Origin of the sequence: Streptomyces qinglanensis, from assembly GCF_900111245.1 — a bacterium.
In the GTDB taxonomy this organism is placed as follows: Bacteria; Actinomycetota; Actinomycetes; order Streptomycetales; family Streptomycetaceae; genus Streptomyces; species Streptomyces qinglanensis.
Genome location: NZ_FOGO01000012.1, coordinates 124,159 through 143,328, shown reverse-complemented (window position 1 = coordinate 143,328; position 19,170 = coordinate 124,159). Strand labels below are relative to the sequence as shown.

Annotated in this window: 13 protein-coding genes and 1 tRNA gene; 7 read left to right on the top strand and 7 right to left on the bottom strand. The window is 73.8% G+C overall.

Going from position 1 to position 19,170, the window contains the following annotated elements:
- Nucleotides 1-268: 268 nt before the first annotated feature.
- Complete coding sequence (locus tag BMX65_RS23460; protein ID WP_143081883.1) at nucleotides 269-916, top strand: hypothetical protein; 648 nt, start codon at nucleotides 269-271, stop codon at nucleotides 914-916.
- 147 nt (nucleotides 917-1,063) lie between these two features.
- On the opposite strand, the gene pth is transcribed toward BMX65_RS23460, so the two are convergent.
- From pth to BMX65_RS23435, 5 genes are all read right to left on the bottom strand, one after another.
- A complete protein-coding gene (gene pth, locus BMX65_RS23455) occupies nucleotides 1,064-1,654 on the bottom strand; it encodes an aminoacyl-tRNA hydrolase (protein ID WP_075002329.1) in 591 nt (196 codons plus the stop codon).
- A 173-nt stretch (nucleotides 1,655-1,827) separates the two neighbouring features.
- Nucleotides 1,828-2,430, bottom strand: coding sequence for a 50S ribosomal protein L25/general stress protein Ctc (locus tag BMX65_RS23450; protein ID WP_075002328.1), 603 nt, complete (start codon nucleotides 2,428-2,430; stop codon nucleotides 1,828-1,830).
- A gap of 205 nt (nucleotides 2,431-2,635) precedes the next feature.
- Nucleotides 2,636-3,613, bottom strand: coding sequence for a ribose-phosphate diphosphokinase (locus BMX65_RS23445; protein ID WP_019356982.1), 978 nt, complete (start codon nucleotides 3,611-3,613; stop codon nucleotides 2,636-2,638).
- A gap of 144 nt (nucleotides 3,614-3,757) precedes the next feature.
- The gene (gene glmU, locus BMX65_RS23440; RefSeq protein ID WP_075002327.1) at nucleotides 3,758-5,284 is read right to left on the bottom strand and encodes a bifunctional UDP-N-acetylglucosamine diphosphorylase/glucosamine-1-phosphate N-acetyltransferase GlmU; all 1,527 of its coding nucleotides are present in this window, start codon (nucleotides 5,282-5,284) and stop codon (nucleotides 3,758-3,760) included.
- A 169-nt stretch (nucleotides 5,285-5,453) separates the two neighbouring features.
- A tRNA-Gln gene (locus BMX65_RS23435) sits at nucleotides 5,454-5,525 on the bottom strand.
- Nucleotides 5,526-5,958: 433 nt separating this feature from the next.
- Here BMX65_RS23435 and BMX65_RS23430 point away from each other — a divergent pair.
- A complete protein-coding gene (locus BMX65_RS23430) occupies nucleotides 5,959-7,521 on the top strand; it encodes a histidine kinase (RefSeq protein WP_075002326.1) in 1,563 nt (520 codons plus the stop codon).
- Between the two features lie 60 nt (nucleotides 7,522-7,581).
- Here BMX65_RS23430 and BMX65_RS23425 read toward each other — a convergent pair whose 3' ends face one another.
- Both BMX65_RS23425 and BMX65_RS23420 read right to left on the bottom strand, forming a co-directional pair.
- Nucleotides 7,582-8,124 carry an SUKH-3 domain-containing protein gene (locus BMX65_RS23425; RefSeq protein WP_075002325.1) on the bottom strand — a complete coding sequence of 181 codons (543 nt, stop codon included), beginning with the start codon at nucleotides 8,122-8,124 and terminating at the stop codon, nucleotides 7,582-7,584.
- On the bottom strand, nucleotides 8,121-8,750 hold the full coding sequence (locus BMX65_RS23420; protein WP_420856841.1) for a YwqJ-related putative deaminase: 630 nt from the start codon (nucleotides 8,748-8,750) through the stop codon (nucleotides 8,121-8,123). Before BMX65_RS23420 ends, BMX65_RS23425 begins: the two co-directional genes overlap by 4 nt.
- Before the next feature lie 323 nt (nucleotides 8,751-9,073).
- Between BMX65_RS23420 and BMX65_RS23415 the strand changes: the two genes are divergently transcribed.
- The 5 genes from BMX65_RS23415 to mfd all read left to right on the top strand — a co-directional run bounded on the left by BMX65_RS23415 (nucleotide 9,074) and on the right by mfd (nucleotide 19,102).
- A complete protein-coding gene (locus tag BMX65_RS23415) occupies nucleotides 9,074-10,087 on the top strand; it encodes an SMI1/KNR4 family protein (protein ID WP_075002324.1) in 1,014 nt (337 codons plus the stop codon).
- Between the two features lie 7 nt (nucleotides 10,088-10,094).
- Nucleotides 10,095-12,524, top strand: coding sequence for an SUKH-4 family immunity protein (locus BMX65_RS23410; protein WP_075002323.1), 2,430 nt, complete (start codon nucleotides 10,095-10,097; stop codon nucleotides 12,522-12,524).
- A gap of 727 nt (nucleotides 12,525-13,251) precedes the next feature.
- Nucleotides 13,252-14,283 carry an LCP family protein gene (locus BMX65_RS23405; protein WP_239502257.1) on the top strand — a complete coding sequence of 344 codons (1,032 nt, stop codon included), beginning with the start codon at nucleotides 13,252-13,254 and terminating at the stop codon, nucleotides 14,281-14,283.
- A gap of 90 nt (nucleotides 14,284-14,373) precedes the next feature.
- Nucleotides 14,374-15,294: a coiled-coil domain-containing protein gene (locus BMX65_RS23400; protein WP_075002322.1), complete on the top strand. Its 921-nt coding sequence runs from the start codon at nucleotides 14,374-14,376 to the stop codon at nucleotides 15,292-15,294.
- 235 nt (nucleotides 15,295-15,529) lie between these two features.
- Nucleotides 15,530-19,102: a transcription-repair coupling factor gene (mfd, locus tag BMX65_RS23395; protein WP_075002321.1), complete on the top strand. Its 3,573-nt coding sequence runs from the start codon at nucleotides 15,530-15,532 to the stop codon at nucleotides 19,100-19,102.
- Nucleotides 19,103-19,170 lie beyond the last annotated feature (68 nt).

The following is a 19,170-nucleotide window of genomic DNA, read 5'->3' as shown; positions in this document are numbered from 1 at the left end:
AAGAGCGGATTCCGCGAATAAGGCGCCGCCGCAAGGCGAAGACAAGCCCGACGGTATCGCCTCCCGTGTGCAGTTCTCCGTCCATCGCACGCCGTCCTCCGGTGGGGCCGCGATGACTCCTGTTCAGGGGGCGGATTGGGAGCCGCCGGCCTGCTGGTACGAACCGCGGTACTCGCCGGAGGAGTTCTCCGCGTATGCCACCAAGGTGGACGTCCGGCACGGGGAAGGAGCGAACGGGCAGGGTGGCGTGCGGGCGAGGTACCCGGACATGCATATCGGGGACAAGGGCGAGTGGTATGTCATGCGGTACAACACCGGCACCACCAGCGGCACTCCCGAGGAATGCCTCGACCAGGACGGGTTCGTCTTCATCGGGCCCGGTCACCCGGCGCCCGCCGACGCCCCCGTCCTCGATGCCGAAATCCTCGCCGGGCTCGCCTATCAGAGGGCCAGACTGCCCGCTCCGCCGCTGACGCTGTCCCCGAAGGCCGGTCGGCAGGTGGTGAATCTCGCCACCCATGTCCGTTTCGCCAGGACGTTGGGCCGAGTCTGGGTGACCGCCGCCATCGACCGGGCGGGACGGGAACTGGCGGCGACCACGGTCGCTGAGCCCGTGCGGCTGCGGCTGGCCGCGGGCACGACGGACGCGGATCCGGCGTCCTGTACGTACGACCTGGTCAAGGGCGCCGGTGGGGGGTACTCGGTGAACACCGAGGATGCCGAGTGCAACATCGTCTATCGGCGGGCCACGGCCGAGGGAACGCAGCACACCCTGAGGGCGGCTCTGACGTGGCGCGTCTTCTGGTCCGAGGGCCCCGGTCCGGACGGGACGCCGCGGCACGCCATGCCCGAGGGGGAGTCCGTCGGCGATGTCGCCGTCACCGTCAAGGAGATCCAGGCCGTCAACCGCGACTGAGCCCCGTCCGGGGGCGGGGGCTCGACAATGCCGGGCCCGCGGAAGAGGCCGGGCCCGCCGAGGAGCCGGGCCCGCCGAGGAGCCGGGCCCGTCGAGGAGCCGGGCCCGTCGAAAGGGCGGCCCGCGGAGGAGCCCCGGGCCACGGCGTCAGGTGTTGTAGGTGCTCTGGGCGCGTTCCAGGCCGTCGGTGATCAGGCTTTCGCAGGCGTCCGCGGCGCGGTCGACGAAGTAGTCGAGCTCTTTGCGCTCTGTGCTGGAGAAGTCCTTCAGGACGTAGTCGGCGACCTGCATCCGGCCCGGGGGGCGGCCGACGCCGAAGCGGACGCGGTAGTAGTCGCGGCCCAGCAGCTTGGTGAGGGACTTGAGGCCGTTGTGGCCGTTGTCGCCGCCGCCGAACTTGAGGCGGAGGGTGCCGTAGTCGATGTCGAGCTCGTCGTGCACGACGAGCAGCCGGTCGGTCCCGATGCCGTAGAAGTCCAGCAGCGCTTTGACGGGGCCGCCGGAGACGTTCATGTACGACATCGGTTTGGCGAGCACCACGCGGGTGCTGGTGGTGCCGGGGACGCCGATGCGGCCCTCGAGCACCTGGGCGCGGCCCGCCTTGTGCGACTTGAATCTGCCGCCGGTCCGCCCGGCGAGCAGGTCGGCGACCATGAAGCCCACGTTGTGGCGGTTGCCGGAGTAGTCGGGGCCCGGGTTGCCGAGTCCGGCGATGAGCCACGGGGTGGTGGCCGGCATACGTGGTCCTCCGGTCGTGGGATGTCCGCCGGGCACCGGTGGGGCCCGGGAGCCCGGTGATACGGGTGGGACGCGGCCCGGAAGCCGCGTCCCACCCGCACCGACCCGCTGGATGCGGGGCCCCGCGACCCCGCGGGGCCCCGCGACCCCGCAGGGTCGCGGGAAACGGGAGCTTACTCGGCGCTCGTCGCGCCTTCCTCGCCCTCGCCTTCCTCGCCCTCGGCGGCGGGCTCCTCGGCCTGGGCGGCGAGGATCGAGATGACGGTCTCGTCACCCTCGATGGCCAGCGTGGTGTTGCCCGGCAGCTTGATGTCCTTGGCCAGGACCTGGTCGCCGACGTCCATGCCCTCGACGGAGACGGTGACCGACTCGGGGATGTGGGTGGCCTCGGCCTCGACCGGCAGCGTGTTGTACACGTGCTCGATCAGGTTCTGGCCCGGGGCCAGCTCGCCCTCGATGTGGATCGGGACCTCGACCTGGACCTTCTCGCCCTTCTTGACGACCAGCAGGTCGACGTGGACGAGGAACTGGCGGATGGCCTCACGCTGGACGGCCTTGGGGATGACGAGCTGCTTCTTGCCCTCGATGTCCAGGTTGATCAGGACGTTCGGGGTCTTGAGCGCCATCATCATGTCGTAGCTGGGCAGGGCCACGTGGACGGGCTCGGCGCCGTGGCCGTAGATCACGGCCGGGACCCTCTCCTCGCGGCGGAGCCGGCGGGCGGCGCCCTTGCCGAACTCGCTGCGGACGGTCGCGTTGATGCTGACGTCAGCCATGCTGCGCTCCTCGTAAGCGGTGGTACGGATGTCTGCGGTGCCACTCGGTCCCGACGGACCTGCTACGAAGAGCGCGCGTCGATAACGGAGTATCGATCCCCATGAAGCGGACCGGCCTCCCTCGCCGAGCGACTCGTGGAGTCTACGCGGTGCGGGAGGCCGGTCGGAAATCGATCAGCGGAGCGGGCCCGGGAGGGCCGGGCGGCTACGCCTGCTCGTCGAAGAGGCTGGTCACCGAGCCGTCCTCGAACACCTCGCGCACGGCGCGGGCGATCGTCGGCGCCATCGACAGCACCGTGATCTTGTCGAGTTCGAGCTCGCTCGGGGTGGGCAGCGTGTTGGTGAAGATGAACTCGCTGACCTTGGAGTTCTTGAGCCGGTCGGCTGCCGGTCCGGAGAGCACGCCGTGCGTGGCCGTGACGATGACGTCCTCGGCGCCGTTGGCGAACAGCGCGTCGGCGGCCGCGCAGATGGTGCCGCCGGTGTCGATCATGTCGTCGACCAGGACGCAGACCCGGTCCTTCACGTCGCCGACGACCTCGTGCACAGTCACCTGGTTCGCCACGTCCGGGTCGCGCCGCTTGTGGACGATGGCCAGCGGGGCGCCGAGCCGGTCGGCCCAGCGGTCGGCGACCCGGACGCGGCCCGCGTCGGGCGAGACGACCGTGAGCTTGTCGCGGTCGGTCCTGGCCGCCACGTAATCCGCCAGCAGCGGCAGCGCGAACAGGTGGTCGACCGGTCCGTCGAAGAAGCCCTGGATCTGGTCGGTGTGCAGGTCGACGGTGAGGATGCGGTCCGCGCCCGCGGTGCGGAACATGTCCGCCATCAGCCGGGCCGAGATCGGCTCGCGGCCACGGTGCTTCTTGTCCTGCCGCGCGTACCCGTAGAACGGGACGATCACGGTGATGCTCCGTGCCGACGCCCGCTTCAACGCGTCGATCATGATGAGCTGTTCCATGATCCACTTGTTGATCGGCGTGGTGTGGCTCTGGACCAGGAAGCAGTCGGCGCCGCGCGCCGACTCCTGGAAGCGAACGTAGATCTCGCCGTTCGCGAAGTCGAAAGCCTTGGTCGGGACCACGCCGATACCGAGCTGCTTGGCGACTTCCTCGGCGAGTTCGGGGTGGGCGCGGCCGGAGAAGAGCATGAGCTTCTTCTCGCCGGTCGTCTTGATCCCGGTCACTGCTGTTGTCTCCCTGTGTGTGCGCCGCACGGCGGCTCGGTGGGGGGCGGCGTCGGTTGACGGAGGCGGCGTCGGTTTTCAGCCGCGTGGCCCATCGGGCCTCCATAACCGTACGCCCCCCGTCATACAACCGGATACCCGGTCTTAACCCTCTTCCGCGGGAACCTGCCCGCTCGCACCGTTCGCGGAACGGGCGTTCCCGGCGGTCTCAGGGGCTCGCGTGGGCGGACCGGCGGGCTCCTGCGCCACCTCCTGCGCCGCCTGCGCCGAGGCGCTGCCCGGCCGTTTGCGGGCCACCCAGCCCTCGATGTTGCGCTGCTGGCCGCGCGCCACGGCCAGCGAGCCGGGCGGCACATCCTTGGTGATCACGGACCCGGCTGCGCTGTAGGCGCCGTCCCCGATCGTGACGGGGGCCACATACATGTTGTCCGCGCCCATCCGGCAGTGCGAGCCGACCGTCGTGGTGTGCTTGCTCTCACCGTCGTAGTTCACGAAGACGCTCGCCGCGCCGATGTTGCTGTGCTCCCCGATCACCGCGTCGCCCACGTAGGAGAGGTGCGGCACCTTGCTCCCCTCGCCGACCTCGGCGTTCTTCATCTCGACGTAGCTGCCCGCCTTCACCCTCGGGCCCAGCCGGGTGCCGGGCCGCAGATAGGTGTAGGGGCCGACCGCGCACCGCTCGCCGATCTCCGCGCCCTGCGCGACGGTGTTGCCGACCGTGGCCCCCGCTCCCACCCGGGTGTCGGTCAGGCGGGTGTTCGGCCCCACCTCGCTGGCGGGGCCCAGGTGTGTGCTGCCGAGCAACTGGGTGCCCGGGTGGACCGTGGCATCCGGCTCGTAGGTCACGTCCACGTCCATCCACGTGGTGGCCGGGTCCACGACCGTGACCCCCGCCAGCATGGCGTCCTCCAGCAGCCGGCCGTTGAGCATCCGGCGGGCCTCGGAGAGCTGCACGCGGTTGTTGATGCCCGCGATCTCCCGGTGGTCGCCCGCCACCGCGGCGCCCACCCGGTGACCGGCCTCCCGCAGGATGCCGAGCACGTCCGTCAGGTACTCCTCGCCCTGGCTGTTGTCCGTACTGACCTGTGCCAGCGCCTGTGCCAGCAGCCGGCCGTCGAACGCGAACACCCCCGAGTTGATCTCCCGGACGGCGCGCTGCTCCTCGGTCGCGTCCTTGTGCTCCACGATCGCGGTGACCGCCCCGCCGCCGCTCTCGCGCACGATGCGGCCGTAGCCGGTCGCGTCCGGGACCTCCGCGGTCAGCACGGTGACGGCGTTGCCGTCGGCGACGTGGGTGTCCGCAAGCTGCTGCAGCGTCCTGCCGGTCAGCAGCGGGGTGTCGCCGCAGGTCACCAGGACCGTTCCGGCGGGCCCTCCGCCGCCCAGCTCCTCCAGTGCCATCCGGACCGCGTGCCCGGTGCCGTTCTGCTCGTGCTGCACGGCGGTGCGGGCCTCGGCGTCCAGCTTCGACAGGTGCGCGGTGACCTGCTCGCGCGCGTGTCCGACGACCACGACCAACTGCTCCGGATCCAGCGCCCGTGCGGCGCTCACCACATGGCCGACCAGGGAGCGGCCGCAGATCTCGTGCAGGACCTTGGGGGTCGCCGACTTCATGCGGGTGCCCTCACCCGCTGCGAGAACGACGACGGCTGCCGGGCGAGTGACGCTCACGGGTGTGCCCTTCGGCTTCGGGGTTGGGTGCATCCCGCAGGATACCGGGGGGTTCGCCGTGTGCCGGGAGGGCGGGCCCTCGGGCGGCGGAAGAAGGCCGGCCCGGATCGTGCGCGCCGTGAGGACCGGATCGTGTGTGCCGTGACGACCGGGGCGAGCGTGCCGTGAGCTCCCCCGCAAGGATTTGAACCTTGACTACTGGATCCAAAATCCAGGGTGCTGCCCGTTACACCACGGGGGAAGGTGGCTCAGAGCGTACCTGACGCGGCCTCGTTCGTCCGGTGGGTTCACGTCCGTCCGTCCGCCGGGTTCACGGTGCGCGGGGTGCGGCTCGGCCTGCTCCGCGGAAGTGCGGCGGTCCTGGTCCGCGGCGGCGCCGGGGCCGGGGCCCCGGAGGGGGGTCCGGCCGCTTTCCGTGCCCGGCCGTGCCCGGCCGTGCCCGGCCGTGCCCGGCGGCGGCCGTGCCTGGCCGTGCCCGGCGTTGCCCGGTCGCGGGCGGGTGCCCGGCGCGAGCCGTCCGTCGGCGGGGCTGCCGGTCCGGGCTGCCGGTCCGGACCGCCGGGCCGCGGTGGCAGCCGCTCACGAAACCGTCCGGTCGCGGACAGACGACCGGAATGGGATGTTCCGGGGATCGGCGGGGCAAGGCGGCGAGGGGCGGCCGTAGGGTGGTCGGTATGACCGAGACGGGGGAAAACCGTACGCGGGGCGGGCCGTGGTGGTGGGAGAAACCACGGAGTGCGGTACTCGACATCGCCCTGGCCGCGGCCTCCGCCGCGGAGTGCGCCCTGCAGGGGCGGGGCTTCGCCGAGGAGACGGGGATCCCGGAGGTCCTCGCGGTGCTCCTGGGCGCCGTCGCGGGGGCCACGCTGGTGCTGCGCCGCCGCTGGCCGATAGCGGTCGTGCTGGTCGCCATCGCCGTCATACCGGCCGAGATGGGCACCTTCCTCGGGGTCGTCGGCCTCTACACGCTCGCCGCCACCGACGTGCCGCGCCGGATCACCGGACTGCTGGCCGGGATGGCCGCCGCCGGGATGCTGGTGATGACCGCCTACCGGCTGGACCAGAACATCGGGCAGGACCCCGACTTCAACCCCCAGGGCTGGTTCGTCCCGCTGGTCTCGATCCTCATGTCGATCGGGGTGACGGCGCCGCCCGTACTGCTCGGACTGTACGTCGGAGCGCGGCGGCGGCTCGTGGAGTCGCTGCGCGAGCGCGCGGACGGCCTGGAGCGCGAGCTCTCGCTGCTGGCCGACCGGGCGGAGGAGCGGGCCGAGTGGGCACGGAACGAGGAGCGCACCCGGATCGCCCGGGAGATGCACGACGTGGTCGCCCACCGGGTGAGCCTGATGGTGGTGCACGCGGCGGCGCTGCAGGCGGTGGCGCTGAAGGATCCGGAGAAGGCGGCGAAGAACGCTGCGCTGGTGGGTGACATGGGGCGGCAGGCCCTCGACGAGCTGCGCACCATGCTGGGCGTGCTGCGCTCGGGTGAGTCGGAGCGAACCGAGCGGACCGACCCCGCCGACCCCGCCGGGGCCACCGGGGCCTCGTCCGGCCCGGCTGACTCTCCTGCCCCCGACGCCTCCGCCTCGGATGCTCCGTCGGGCGACTCCGCCGCTCCCGGGCACGGCGCGGTGTCGCCGGTGGCCGGGGCGTCCGGAGCCGCAGCGGCCGAGGCGCCCTCACGGCTGGCCGCCTTCGCGTCCGCCGTCGCCGGACACGCGGCGGGACCGGCGGCTGCCCGAGGCGCGGAGCGCGGCACGGACGCCCGGACGGCGGCGGTGCGGGGCGCGGTGCAGGCCGGTGCGCCGCTCCCGGATGCCGGAGCCCCGCACCCGGGCGCGCCCTCGCTCGCCCATCTCGACTCGCTGGTCGGCCAGTCGCGCGCCGCGGGGATGGCCGTGGAACTCAGCGTCGAGGGCAGCCCGGACGGCGCCTGCCCGCCGCCGGTCCAGCAGACCGCGTACCGGGTGGTGCAGGAGGCGCTGACCAATGTGCACAAGCATGCGGCCGGAGCCGCGACCCGGGTCCGGGTCGCGCACCGCGTGGCGGAGGTCGCGCTGCAGGTCGAGAACGACCCGGCCGCCGACGGTGCGGCCGACGCGGGGCTGCCCAGCGGCGGCAACGGCCTGGTGGGGATGCGGGAGCGGGTGACCGCACTCGGCGGCGGCTTCGTCTCCGGACCGACGGACGCGGGCGGCTTCCGGGTCTCGGCGATCATCCCGTACGCGGGTGCGTGAGCGACCGCCCGCGCCCCGGCCCGTACGCCGTCATCCCGGATGCCCTCCAGTCGTACGCCGTCATCCCGTGCGGGTGTCCGTGAGCCCGTCCGGTCCGGCGCTCTCCGGAGGGGGGACGACGGGGGGCGGGCCCGCGCTCAGCTTGGCCGGTACCAGTCCCATGAGCAGCGCCGAGAGCGCGGCGTCGAAGTCGGCGCCCAGATACCAGTCGCCCGTCGCGTCGATGCTGTAGACGCGGCGCTCGGCGTCGATGGCCAGCAGCGCCTCGTCCTCGCCCTCGGTGCCGATCGGGCAGACCTGGGTGCCCAGCGCCCGGCCCAGGTCGTTGAAGGTGCGGGCCGCGTGCAGTCCGGGGAGCGGGTCGATGTGCACCGGCGACGGCGCGAGGTGGCGGCCGGGTCCGGTGGGGGTGATGCGGAGCGTGCCGAACTCGGCCCACACCTCGACGGCCGCCGGGAAGACCGCGTGCCGGTGGCCGCCGGGCGAGACGTGGCCGCGCAGTGCGTCGGCCCACTGCTCGGCCTGCCGGATGTCCCATCGGCCCGGCTGCCACCCGGCGTTGCGCAGCGGATCGTCGACGGCGACGGGGAAGCGCGTGGTCATGGCGCGCTCTCCCGCGCCGGGTCGACGGCCCGCACCCCGAAGTGGGCCAGCAGTGCCCCGCAGGACCGGCACGGAGGCGCGTAGCTGCCGTGCAGCGGGTCGCCGTCCTCGCGGATACGGCGGGCAGTGAGCTTGGCCTGCTTGAGCGCGCGTCTGGCCTCGCCGAGCGTGAGCGGCTTGGGCGCCTTGGGGGTGCGGGAGCCCTTGCCCACGGTGCCCCTGCCGGTCCGGCTGCTCTTGGCGGGACGGCGGCGCTTGTCCGCGCGGGCCACCTCGGCGGCGGTCAGATAGCGCGACAGCAGGACCGCCTCGGGGCAGCGGCCGGTCTGGCGGGAGCGCCGCTCGGTGGTGAGGGTGTCGAGGAAGTCCTGCACGAGCGGGTGGTGGGTGGGCGCGCGTTCTCCCTTGCTGCCGGTGCAGGTGAGGGTCTCGCCCCGGATCGACAGTGCGGCGGCGACGGCGGGCAGGATGCCGTCACGGCGCTGGAGCAGGACCGGTGCGGTGGCGCTGAGGGAGTCGACAGCGGCTATCCAGCCGATGCGCGGGTCGCCGCCGCTGTACGAGCCGTGCTGCGCCTGCGGCGCTTCCGGCTGCTGCGGTGTGTGCGCCTGTGGTGCCGTGTGCAATGGAGCTTCCTCCCAGAGTGTCCCCTCTGTGCCGGGGCTCGCCCAAGTATGCAGTGTGGCGTACGAGTCGATCATTCCGCCGCGATGTCAGGGAATTGTGGCGGTGGTGGTGACGGTGTGAAGGAGGGGCGGGTGGGTCCGGGACGATGCCGGGCGGGGTGAAGTCCGCGCGGCACCCCGGCGAGGAGCGCGTGCGGCGAACGGTCCGCCGGGAAGGTGCGGTCCGCCGCCGTCCGCCGGGTGCCCGCAGGGGGCGGTGTCTGCACGGCGGCGTACCGCATAGGCTGTTCGGTACCAGTCGGAAGCAGCAGGGAGCCAACGCGATGACGACAGGTCGGCTCGGGGTGGGGGCGCCTACCGGCCCCGAGGGCCAGGGGAACGCCGCCGCACCGCCGAACCGGGCGTACGCCGGGCAGGTCGTGTACTTCCCGGATCCGGTCAGAGCGGCCCGCTACCCCCAGGGGGTGCGCGTCGACCACGGCGGATTTCCGGACTTCTCCCCGTACGCGCGTGCGGCGGCGGAGATCGCGGAGCCCCCGGAGGGCTTCGGCGGCGACGAACTGCGGCTGACGGACTACGTGTCGGCCAACGCCGCGCTGCACGCCGAGGAGCACGAGCTGTGGGCGGATCTGCCGTCCGTGGCGACCCCGCACGGCTGGACGTGGCACCACGTGCCGCACAGCCGCCGGATGGAACTCGTCCCCGTCGAGGTCAAGGCGCTGCTGCGGCACCACGCCGGGCTGGCGACGGCCGCCGTCGACCACGCCAAGACCGGTACCCGCCCCCTCCAGGAGACCCGGCCCGCGCACTTCGCCGTCCCGCACGGCATGGAGCCGGCGGTGACCGAACGGCAGGTCGTGGACGTCGAGGAGCGGCTGGGCTACCGGCTGCCCGGCGCCTACCGGACGTTCCTGAAGGCCGCGGGCGGCTGCGCCCCGCAGGGCGTCGCGCTCGACGCGGAGCTGGGACTGCTGGTGGACCAGCCGTTCTTCACGGTGCGCGACGACGCCGCCGTCAACGACCTCGTCTACGTCAACAAGTGCCTGCGCGACCACCTCACCAAGGACTACCTGGGGGTGGGGTTCGTGCAGGGCGGCCTGGTCGCGGTGAAGGTCAAGGGCGAGGCACCCGGTTCGGTGTGGTTCTGCGCCTACGACGACGCCCGGGACGCCGACGGCCTGCAGGTCCAGGAGCGGGTGGAGCGGCTGCTGCGGCCGTGCGGCACGGACTTCGACGAGTTCCTGCTGCGGCTGGCGGGCAACCCGCCGGAGTTGGAGACGGTGGCGAACCTGATGGTGGACGGCGGCTTCGCCCGCGCCGTCCCTGTGGAGAGGTGAGAGCGCGATGGTGACCTTGGCGCAAGCCCAGGAGCGTGCCGAGCGCTGGGTCAACGGTGAGGTACCCGCCTACGAGCAGCGCGAGGTGCGGGTCCGCGAGTTCGACCTGGGCTTCGTCGCCTGGGCCGAGGACCGCGCGGGGGCACCGGCCTCGGACAGTGGCAACGTCCGGCTGGTCATCGCCCGCGACAGCGGGGAGACCACGCTGTGGCCCGCACTGCCGGTGGGCGAGGTCATCCGCCGCTACGAGGAGGAGTACGGCGAGGAACCGGCCGCCCCGGCCGCGCCGCCGCAGCAGCGGCTCGACCTCGAGGCCACCTCGTTCCTGCTGACGCCCCCCGAGTGGCTCCAGCAGGCGGCCGACAAGATGGGCATCCCCGACCGGCGCGCCGACGGCACCCCCGCACGCGCCGAGGGCACCCCCGCGCAGGGGACGCCGGGACCCGCCGTGCCGCACCCGCCGCCGCCCGCCCCCGCCTTCACCGGCGACACCTCGGGCGGCGCCCCCTCCGGGCCCAGCCCCTGGGACGGCGCCGACACCGGCGGTGCGGGCAGCGGAGAGGCGCAGGCGCCGCCGGCGACCGTGTTCGCGCCGCCGCTGATGGGCAGCGACGAGGAGGACACCCCGCCGCCGTCCGGCTCGGAGGCGCGTACCGCACTGCTGCCCGAGGGCAGCGGGCTGCCCAGGACCACCGTGTCCCCCGCGCTGGAGGAGCCGCACGACCCGCAGTCCGGTCACGGACCCGTCGACCAGCACTCCGCTCCGGGCGGGCCCCGGCCGGGGCCGCCGCAGGGACCGGCCGCCCCGTACCCGGACCAGGCCCCGCAGGGCGGTGCGGCCGACGGCGGCACCGGGAACGGCGCAGGGCCCGACAGCGGCACCGGCGGTGGCGGCACCGGCGGCGTGCACCATGCCGCGACCATGCTGGCCGACCCCTCCCAGGGCGGCCTCCGGACGCCGGATGCTCCCGACGCGTCCGGAGCCGACGACATCGCGGACGCCGCCACGAGCCGCGCCCCGCAGGGCGCCGTCCCCGGCAAACAGCCGCGCGGCACGGGCCCGTCGGTGCCCCCGCCCCCGGGTGCGCCGGGGGCTCCCGGTGCCCGCTCCGGCGGCCCCGCGACCCCGCCGCCGCCCTCCCCGCCCGGCCCTCCCGGCGGCTCCGGCGGCGGCTACGTGCCCACGCAGATGGTCTCGTCCGACGACCTCGCCGAGCAGATCAGCCAGAGCGGGCAGCAGCCGAGGGCGGACATGCCCGGTGACCCGGCGACGCCGCCGCCCGGCGGCGGCCCGGGCGGCGGAGTGCACCAGGCGGCGACGATGCTCGCCGGCCCCGCCCCCGGCGGCCCCACCCCGCCCGGCCCTCCCGGCGCACCGGCCCCCGGCGCGCCCGCGATGGGGCCCGGCCCCGGCGGACCGCCGCCCGGTGCCCCGCAGCCGCAGCCGGGCACGCCCACGGTCGGGCCCGGCTACATGGCCGTGCTCCGCTACCGCGCGCCCGACGGCTCCGAGCAGCAGCTCATCCGCCGCTCCGCGCCGGGGACCCCGCACCCGGAGTGGCAACTGCTGCACGAGCTGCGGGCCATGAACGTGCCCCCGCAGCAGGTCGTCGAGCTCCATACCGAACTGGAGTCCTGCGACCTGCCCGGCGGCTACTGCGCCCGCATGGTCCGCGAGAGCTGGCCGCAGGTGCGGATCAGCCACACCGCCTCCTACGGCACCGACCACGCCTCGCGGCAGCAGGGCATGCGGCACCTCGTCGAGCACCAGGGCGAGCTGCACCAGGTCGCCGACGGGCCCGCGCGGCCCGCTCCGCAGCGGGTACCGCTGCCGCCGCCCGGCCAGATCCCGCCCGCACCGCCCATCCCGCCCGACGCCATCGGGCAGGAGCTCATGCAGGCGTTCGGACCGCAGGGCGTCTTCCGCTTCGACCAGCGGGCCGTCTCCCGCCAGGGCGTGCCCGACATCGTGGCGCAGACCCTGGTGTGGGCGGGCGTGCCCATCGACATGGGCCCGTTCTTCTGGGGCCAGGCCCAGCCCGGCCGCCCGGTGCCGACGCTGGCCGAGCTGGCCCAGGAACGCGGGGTGCAGCCGGCTTCCGACGCGGGCTCGTACCTGGTGATGGGGACCGACTTCGGACGGCAACTGTGTGTGCAGTACGGCTCGGCGAACATCGTGGCCGTGCCGCTGGAGGCGGGGCCCGGCGGGCAGCCCGCGCCCCCGCAGTTCGTGAACACGGGCCTGCCGGAGTTCGTCCGGTGCATGGCCATGCTGGGGCGGATGTGGCGGCTGCGGTTCGGGCTGACGCCGGACCAGGCCGGTCGCTGGACGGTCGACTTCCAGGCCCAGCTCGCCGCCCTGGACGCCGCGGCACTCGCCTCCCCGGAGAACTGGTGGTCCGTGCTGCTCGAGCAGATGTGGGACGGCCTTTTCTGAGTGCCCGCACCACGCTGCGGGGTTCCGCGCCGCGGGGCGCCCCGTTGCTGGGGGCACGCCCCCTCGCGTTTCCGGCTGCCGCCGGTGTGGGGTCGCCGTGTGGTGGGGGCACGCCCCCTCGCGTTTCCGGCTGCCGCCGACGGGTCGTGTCGGGGGGCTCCGCCCCCCAACGGCCCCCCGCTAGTGGGCTTCGCCCCCTAGGACCCCCAGCCGCATCTGCGGCGCTCTCCGGCTCCGGGCACCCGGCGAGGGGCCTGCGCCCCGGGTGCGGCCGGTGACAACCCTGCGGGTCGCCGGAGAGAAGGACAGCCCGCCTTTCGTCCTCGTAGAAGAACAAGCCGCAGGGTTGTCACCGGCCGGATCGGGGACCCTGCCTCCGCGCCGCTGACACGCGTTCGCAGCGGTGACCCTTGGCGGCCGGGGGTTCTAGGGGGCGAAGCCACCTAGCGGGGGGCGTCGGGGGGCGGAGCCCCCCGACACGGCCTGTCGGCGGCAGCCGAGAACAACGGGGGCGTGCCCCCGACCACGCGGGAGCCCCGCACCGGCGGGGGCCGGAAACGCGAGGGGGCGTGCCCCCAGCAAACAAGGCGCCCCGCGACGCGGGAGCCCCGCACGGGCGGCAGCCGAAAACGCGTGCCCTCGAACAGCGGCGCGCCCCGCGGGAGGCGCTCGCTCTGTCGGCCCAGTGCGGCGGGCGCCGCCCCGCGGAGTGCGGGACGCTCGGCTCATGTACGGGGAGAGCAGCACCCTCTACCACGCGGGTGACCCGCCCGGCGGCGGCCGCGGCGGCCGCGGGCGGCGCCGCTGGTGGCGGGTCGTCCTGCTGGTGCTGCTCGTGCTGGTGCTGGCCTGCGCGGTGGCGCTCGCGGGGACCTGGGTGTGGGCGGACGGCCGGGTGCGGCAGACCGGGGCGCTGGCCGACTATCCGGGCCGCCCGCCGCCCGGCCGGGGCACCAACTGGCTGATCATCGGTACCGACACCCGCGCCGACCTCACCCGCGAGCAGCGGGCGGAGCTGCATGTGGGCGGCGGGGGCGAGCGCAACACGGACACGGTGATGGTGCTGCACTACGGCGCGGCGGGCCCGTATCTGGTGAGCATTCCGCGGGACTCCTACGTCCCGGTTCCGGGCCATGGCCGCGACAAGATCAACTCGGCGTACGCGCGGGGCGGTCCCCGGCTGCTCACCCGCACCGTCGAGCAGGCGACGGGGCTGCGCCTGGACCACTACGCCGAGATCGACTTCCTCGGCTTCACCCGCGTCGTCGACGCGCTCGACGGGGTGCGGGTCTGTCTGAAGGAGCCGCTGCGCGACGAGAAGGCGGGCGCCGATCTGCCCGCCGGCTGCCGCACGCTCGACGGCAGGCAGGCGCTGGCCTACGTACGGGCGCGCTACAGCGATCCGGAGGGGGACCTGGGGCGGGTCAAGCGGCAGCGCCGGCTGCTGAGCGCGCTCGTCCGGGAGGGGACGGGGCCGGCCACGGTGGGGAACCCGTTCCGGTTCTATCCGTTCCTCGGTTCGGCGCTGGGGGCGGTCACCGTCGACGAGGGGAGCTCCGTCCTGTCACTCACACGAATGGGCTGGAGGATCAGGCGGCTGACGGAGGGCGACGGGGGGACGACGACCGTGCCGGTGGCGAACCCCGGGCTCAACGTGCCTGGTACCGGAAGCGTGGTCGTGTGGGAGCCATCCGGGTCACGTTCTCTTTTTCATCAGTTGCGACAGGATGTGCCGATTACGGCAACCGCGGTGAAGTAGCGCATCCTGGGCCGGGCCGGTCTCGTACGTGACTGTCGGGATCGTCGGATCGCCAGAGAGTGACGGGACAGCCGAGATAAGGGGCTCGATATGAGTGCGTCGTCGCCGCACGGCTTCACTGTTGTCCGGGGCCGCGGGTACCGGTCCGAACAGGTCGACGGCCGCGTGACCGAGCTGAACGCGGAACGCGAGGCCGCCTGGCACCGCACCGCGCAGCTCACCCAGCTCGCCCAGGAGCTGGCCGAGGAGGCGGAGCGGCTCCGCGGTGTCGCCGCCGCACTGCCCCCGCAGACCTTCGAGGCGCTGGGCGCCCGCGCCCAGGGCATCCTCGCGACCACCGAGTCGGAGGCGGCCGATCTCAGGGCGGCGGCCGACACCGCGGCGCAGCAGTTGACCGAGCGCGCCGAGGAGGAGGCCCGCTCGGTACGGGACACCGCCCGCGAAGCGGCAGCCCGCCGCCGCGCGGATGCCGAGGCCGCCGCTGCCAGAACGCTGGACGCCGCCCAGGACCGCGCCGACGGGCTGCGCTCCGAGGCCCGGACGCAGGCCGAGAAGATCGGCCAGGACGCGTCCGAGGCGCTGCAGGAGATGTCCCGCAGGTGCGCGGCGCTCCTCACCGAGCAGGAGAAGGAGCATGCGGCCCAGGCGGACGCCTTCGACCGGGAGCTGGCCGAGAAGGAGGCCGAGTTCCAGGCGTGGGCGGCCGATCTGGAGGAGCGCGGGGAGCGGGCGCTCGCCGACGCCAGGCGGGAGCACGCCGAGGCCGAGGAGGCGGCGCGGCACCGGCAGGAGGACGCGGAGGCGCGCGGTGCCGAGCTGGTCGCGGAGGCGCGGGTCCGGGCGGAGGGGATCGAGCGGGAGACCGAGCGGGTGCTGCGGGAGCACGCCGAGCGGTCCGAGGAGCTGCGGGAGCACATGGCGCACGTCCGCTCCTCGCTTGCGACGCTGACCGGCCGGGCCCCGGACGACCCCGCGCTTCCGGCGCAGCAGTCGGCCCCGGCCGCCGACTGAGCGGCCGTACCCCGGTGGGGCGGGGAGCCGGGTGGTCCGGCCCCTGCCGCACCGGCGCGTGCCCGAGGTCGGCGGTACGGCAGCAGTGCGACGGCGCGGGGCTGTCACCGGTGCGGCGTACGCTGGGAGTGTCCCGGTTCGCTTGCGAGCCGGGCTCTTCGTCGTGCGCGCCCCGCGGAAGGATCGCGTACGAGGACCCCGCGCCCCCGGACGGAAAGCCGAAAGCGAAGCCCTCATGAGCCTGCACGGTCTGCTCGACGCCGTCACCAAGGACCCCGCGCTGGAGGAGGCTGTCGCTGCCGCCGCCGACGGCAACCGGCACCACGTCGATCTCGTCGGCCCCGCGGCGGCCCGCCCCTTCGCCGTCGCGGCCCTGGCCCGGTCCGCCGGGCGGCCGGTGCTGGCGGTCACGGCGACCGGCCGGGAGGCGGAGGACCTGGGAGCCGCGCTGCGCTCCCTCCTCCCGGAGGAGGGCGTCGTCGAGTACCCCTCCTGGGAGACGCTGCCGCACGAGCGGCTCAGCCCGCGGTCGGACACGGTGGGGCGGCGCCTCGCGGTGCTGCGCCGGCTGGCGCACCCGGACCCGGACGACCCGGCCACCGGGCCGGTCTCGGTCGTCGTCGCGCCGATCCGCTCGGTGCTGCAACCCCAGGTCAAGGGGTTGGGCGAGCTGGTGCCCGTGGCGCTGAAGCAGGGGCAGAGCGCCGATCTGGACGAGGTCGTGGACGCGCTGTCGGCCGCCGCGTACGCGCGCGTGGAGCTGGTGGAGAAGCGCGGCGACTTCGCGGTCCGCGGCGGCATCCTGGATGTCTTCCCGCCCACTGAGGAGCACCCGATCCGGGTGGAGTTCTGGGGCGACGAAGTGGAGGAGGTCCGCTACTTCAAGGTGGCCGACCAGCGCTCGCTGGAGATCGCGGAGCACGGGCTGTGGGCTCCGCCGTGCCGCGAACTGCTGCTGACCCCCGAGGTGCGGCGGCGCGCGGCCGAGCTGGCCGAGGACCATCCGGAGCTGCACGAACTCCTCGGCAAGATCGCCGAGGGGATCGCGGTGGACGGCATGGAGTCGCTGGCGCCGGTGCTGGTGGACGAGATGGAGCTGCTGCTGGACGTGCTGCCCGCGGGCAGCATGACGGTGGTGTGCGACCCGGAGCGGGTGCGCACCCGGGCCGCGGACCTGGTGGCGACCAGCCAGGAGTTCCTGCAGGCGTCCTGGGCGGCCACCGCCGGTGCCGGGGACGGCGACGGCGCGCAGGCCCCCATCGACGTCGGCGCCGCCTCGCTGCGCGGGATCGCCGAGGTGCGGGAGCATGCCCGTGAACTGGGCATGATGTGGTGGACGGTCAGCCAGTTCGCCGCGGACACCGAGCTGACCGGCGCGGACACGGAGGACGGCGACGTGCTCCAGCTCGGCATGCACGCCCCGGAGACCTACCGGGGCGACACCGCGCGGGCGCTCGCCGACACCAAGGACTGGCTGTCGCGGGGCTGGCAGTGCGTCTACGTCACCGAGGCGCACGGCACGGCCGCCCGCACCGTGGAGGTGCTGGGTGCGGAGGGCGTCCCGGCGCGGCAGGCGGGCGCGGAGCCGGAGCCCGTCCCGTCGGTGGTGACCGTGGCGTGCGGGTCCCTGGACAACGGCTTCATCGCGCCGGGGCTCGAACTGGCGGTGCTGACCGAGACGGATCTGTCCGGTCAGAAGGCCGCGGGCAAGGACGGCGCCCGGATGCCGGCGCGCCGCCGCAAGCAGATCGACCCGCTGACGCTGCAGCCGGGCGACTTCATCGTGCACGAGCAGCACGGGGTGGGCCGCTACATCGAGATGGTGCAGCGCACGGTGCAGGGCGCCACCCGCGAGTACCTGCTGGTGGAGTACGCGCCCGCCAAGCGCGGCCAGCCCGGCGACCGGCTGTTCGTGCCGACCGACCAGTTGGAGCAGATCACCAAGTACGTGGGCGGCGAGCAGCCCACCCTGCACCGGCTGGGCGGCGCCGACTGGACGAAGACCAAGGCGCGGGCCAAGAAGGCGGTCAAGGAGATCGCCGCCGATCTGATCAAGCTCTACAGCGCGCGGATGGCCGCGCCGGGGCACGCGTTCGGCGCGGACTCACCCTGGCAGCGGGAGCTGGAGGACGCGTTCCCGTACGCGGAGACGCCGGATCAGCTCACCACCATCGGCGAGGTCAAGGAGGACATGGAGAAGTCGGTCCCGATGGACCGGCTGATCTGCGGCGACGTCGGGTACGGCAAGACGGAGATCGCCGTGCGGGCCGCGTTCAAGGCGGTGCAGGACGGCAAGCAGGTGGCCGTCCTGGTGCCGACGACGCTGCTGGTGCAGCAGCACTTCTCCACGTTCTCCGAGCGCTACGGCCAGTTCCCGGTCAACGTGCGCGCGCTCTCCCGGTTCCAGACCGACACCGAGGCGCGGGCCACGCTGGACGGGCTGCGGGACGGCACCGTCGACGTCGTCATCGGCACCCACCGGCTCTTCTCCTCGGAGACGAAGTTCAAGGAGCTGGGCCTGGTCATCGTCGACGAGGAGCAGCGGTTCGGTGTGGAGCACAAGGAGCAGCTGAAGAAGCTGCGGGCCAATGTGGACGTGCTGACGATGTCCGCGACGCCGATTCCGCGCACCCTGGAGATGGCGGTCACCGGCATCCGCGAGATGTCCACCATCACCACGCCGCCCGAGGAGCGGCATCCGGTGCTCACCTTCGTCGGCCCGTTCGAGGAGAAGCAGATCGGCGCGGCGATCCGCCGCGAGCTGCTGCGCGAGGGGCAGGTCTTCTACATCCACAACCGGGTCGAGTCCATCGACCGGGCCGCGGCCCGGCTGCGGCAGATCGTCCCGGAGGCCCGGATCGCCACCGCGCACGGGCAGATGACCGAACAGGCGCTGGAACAGGTGGTCGTCGACTTCTGGGAGAAGAAGTTCGACGTGCTCGTCTCCACCACCATCGTGGAGAACGGCATCGACATCTCCAACGCCAACACCCTCATCGTCGAACGCGGCGACACCTTCGGCCTCAGCCAGCTGCACCAGTTGCGGGGCCGGGTGGGCCGCGGGCGGGACCGCGGCTACTCCTACTTCCTCTACCCGCCGGAGAAGCCGCTGACGGAGACCGCCCACGAGCGGCTGGCCACCATCGCCCAGCACACCGAGATGGGCGCGGGCATGTACGTGGCGATGAAGGACCTGGAGATCCGCGGCGCGGGCAACCTGCTCGGCGGCGAGCAGTCCGGGCACATCGCGGGGGTCGGCTTCGACCTGTACGTGCGGATGGTCGGCGAGGCGGTGGCCGACTACCGCGCGGCGCTGGAGGCCGGGGAGGCGGGCCCGGTGGAGGAGGCGCCGCTGGAGGTCAAGATCGAGCTGCCGGTCGACGCGCACGTCCCGCACGACTACGCGCCGGGGGAGCGGCTGCGGCTGCAGGCGTACCGCGCGATCGCGTCGGCGAACACCGAGGAGGACATCGCCGCCGTCCGCGAGGAGCTGACCGACCGCTACGGGCCGCTGCCCGAGCCGGTGGAGAACCTGCTGCTCGTCGCGGGGCTGCGGATGCTGGCCCGGTCGGCGGGCGTCACCGACATCACCCTCCAGGGCGACAAGGTGCGGTTCGGCCCGGTCGAGCTGCGGGAGTCGCAGGAGCTGCGGCTCAAGCGGGTCTACCCGGGCTCGGTCCTCAAGCAGGCCACCCGGCAGGTGCTGGTGCCGCGCCCCAAGCCCGGCACCATCGGCGCCAAGCCCCTCGCGGGCCGCGATCTGCTGGCCTGGGCGGGCGAGTTCCTCGCCACCGTGCCGGCTTCCTGACGGCCTGGGGACGCCTGGCCCCGGTCTCCCGGGCCCCTGGCCCACGGCCCTGGTCTCCCGGGGCCCGG

Coding starts and splice junctions, on each gene's coding strand:
- BMX65_RS23450 (WP_075002328.1), bottom strand. CDS start 2,430: ATGGCTGACGTCAGCATCAACGCGACCGTCCGCAGCGAGTTCGGCAAG.
- BMX65_RS23460 (WP_143081883.1), top strand. CDS start 269: ATGCATATCGGGGACAAGGGCGAGTGGTATGTCATGCGGTACAACACC.
- mfd (WP_075002321.1), top strand. CDS start 15,530: ATGAGCCTGCACGGTCTGCTCGACGCCGTCACCAAGGACCCCGCGCTG.
- BMX65_RS23410 (WP_075002323.1), top strand. CDS start 10,095: ATGGTGACCTTGGCGCAAGCCCAGGAGCGTGCCGAGCGCTGGGTCAAC.
- BMX65_RS23400 (WP_075002322.1), top strand. CDS start 14,374: ATGAGTGCGTCGTCGCCGCACGGCTTCACTGTTGTCCGGGGCCGCGGG.
- BMX65_RS23430 (WP_075002326.1), top strand. CDS start 5,959: ATGACCGAGACGGGGGAAAACCGTACGCGGGGCGGGCCGTGGTGGTGG.
- BMX65_RS23425 (WP_075002325.1), bottom strand. CDS start 8,124: ATGACCACGCGCTTCCCCGTCGCCGTCGACGATCCGCTGCGCAACGCC.
- BMX65_RS23415 (WP_075002324.1), top strand. CDS start 9,074: ATGACGACAGGTCGGCTCGGGGTGGGGGCGCCTACCGGCCCCGAGGGC.
- pth (WP_075002329.1), bottom strand. CDS start 1,654: ATGCCGGCCACCACCCCGTGGCTCATCGCCGGACTCGGCAACCCGGGC.
- BMX65_RS23405 (WP_239502257.1), top strand. CDS start 13,252: ATGTACGGGGAGAGCAGCACCCTCTACCACGCGGGTGACCCGCCCGGC.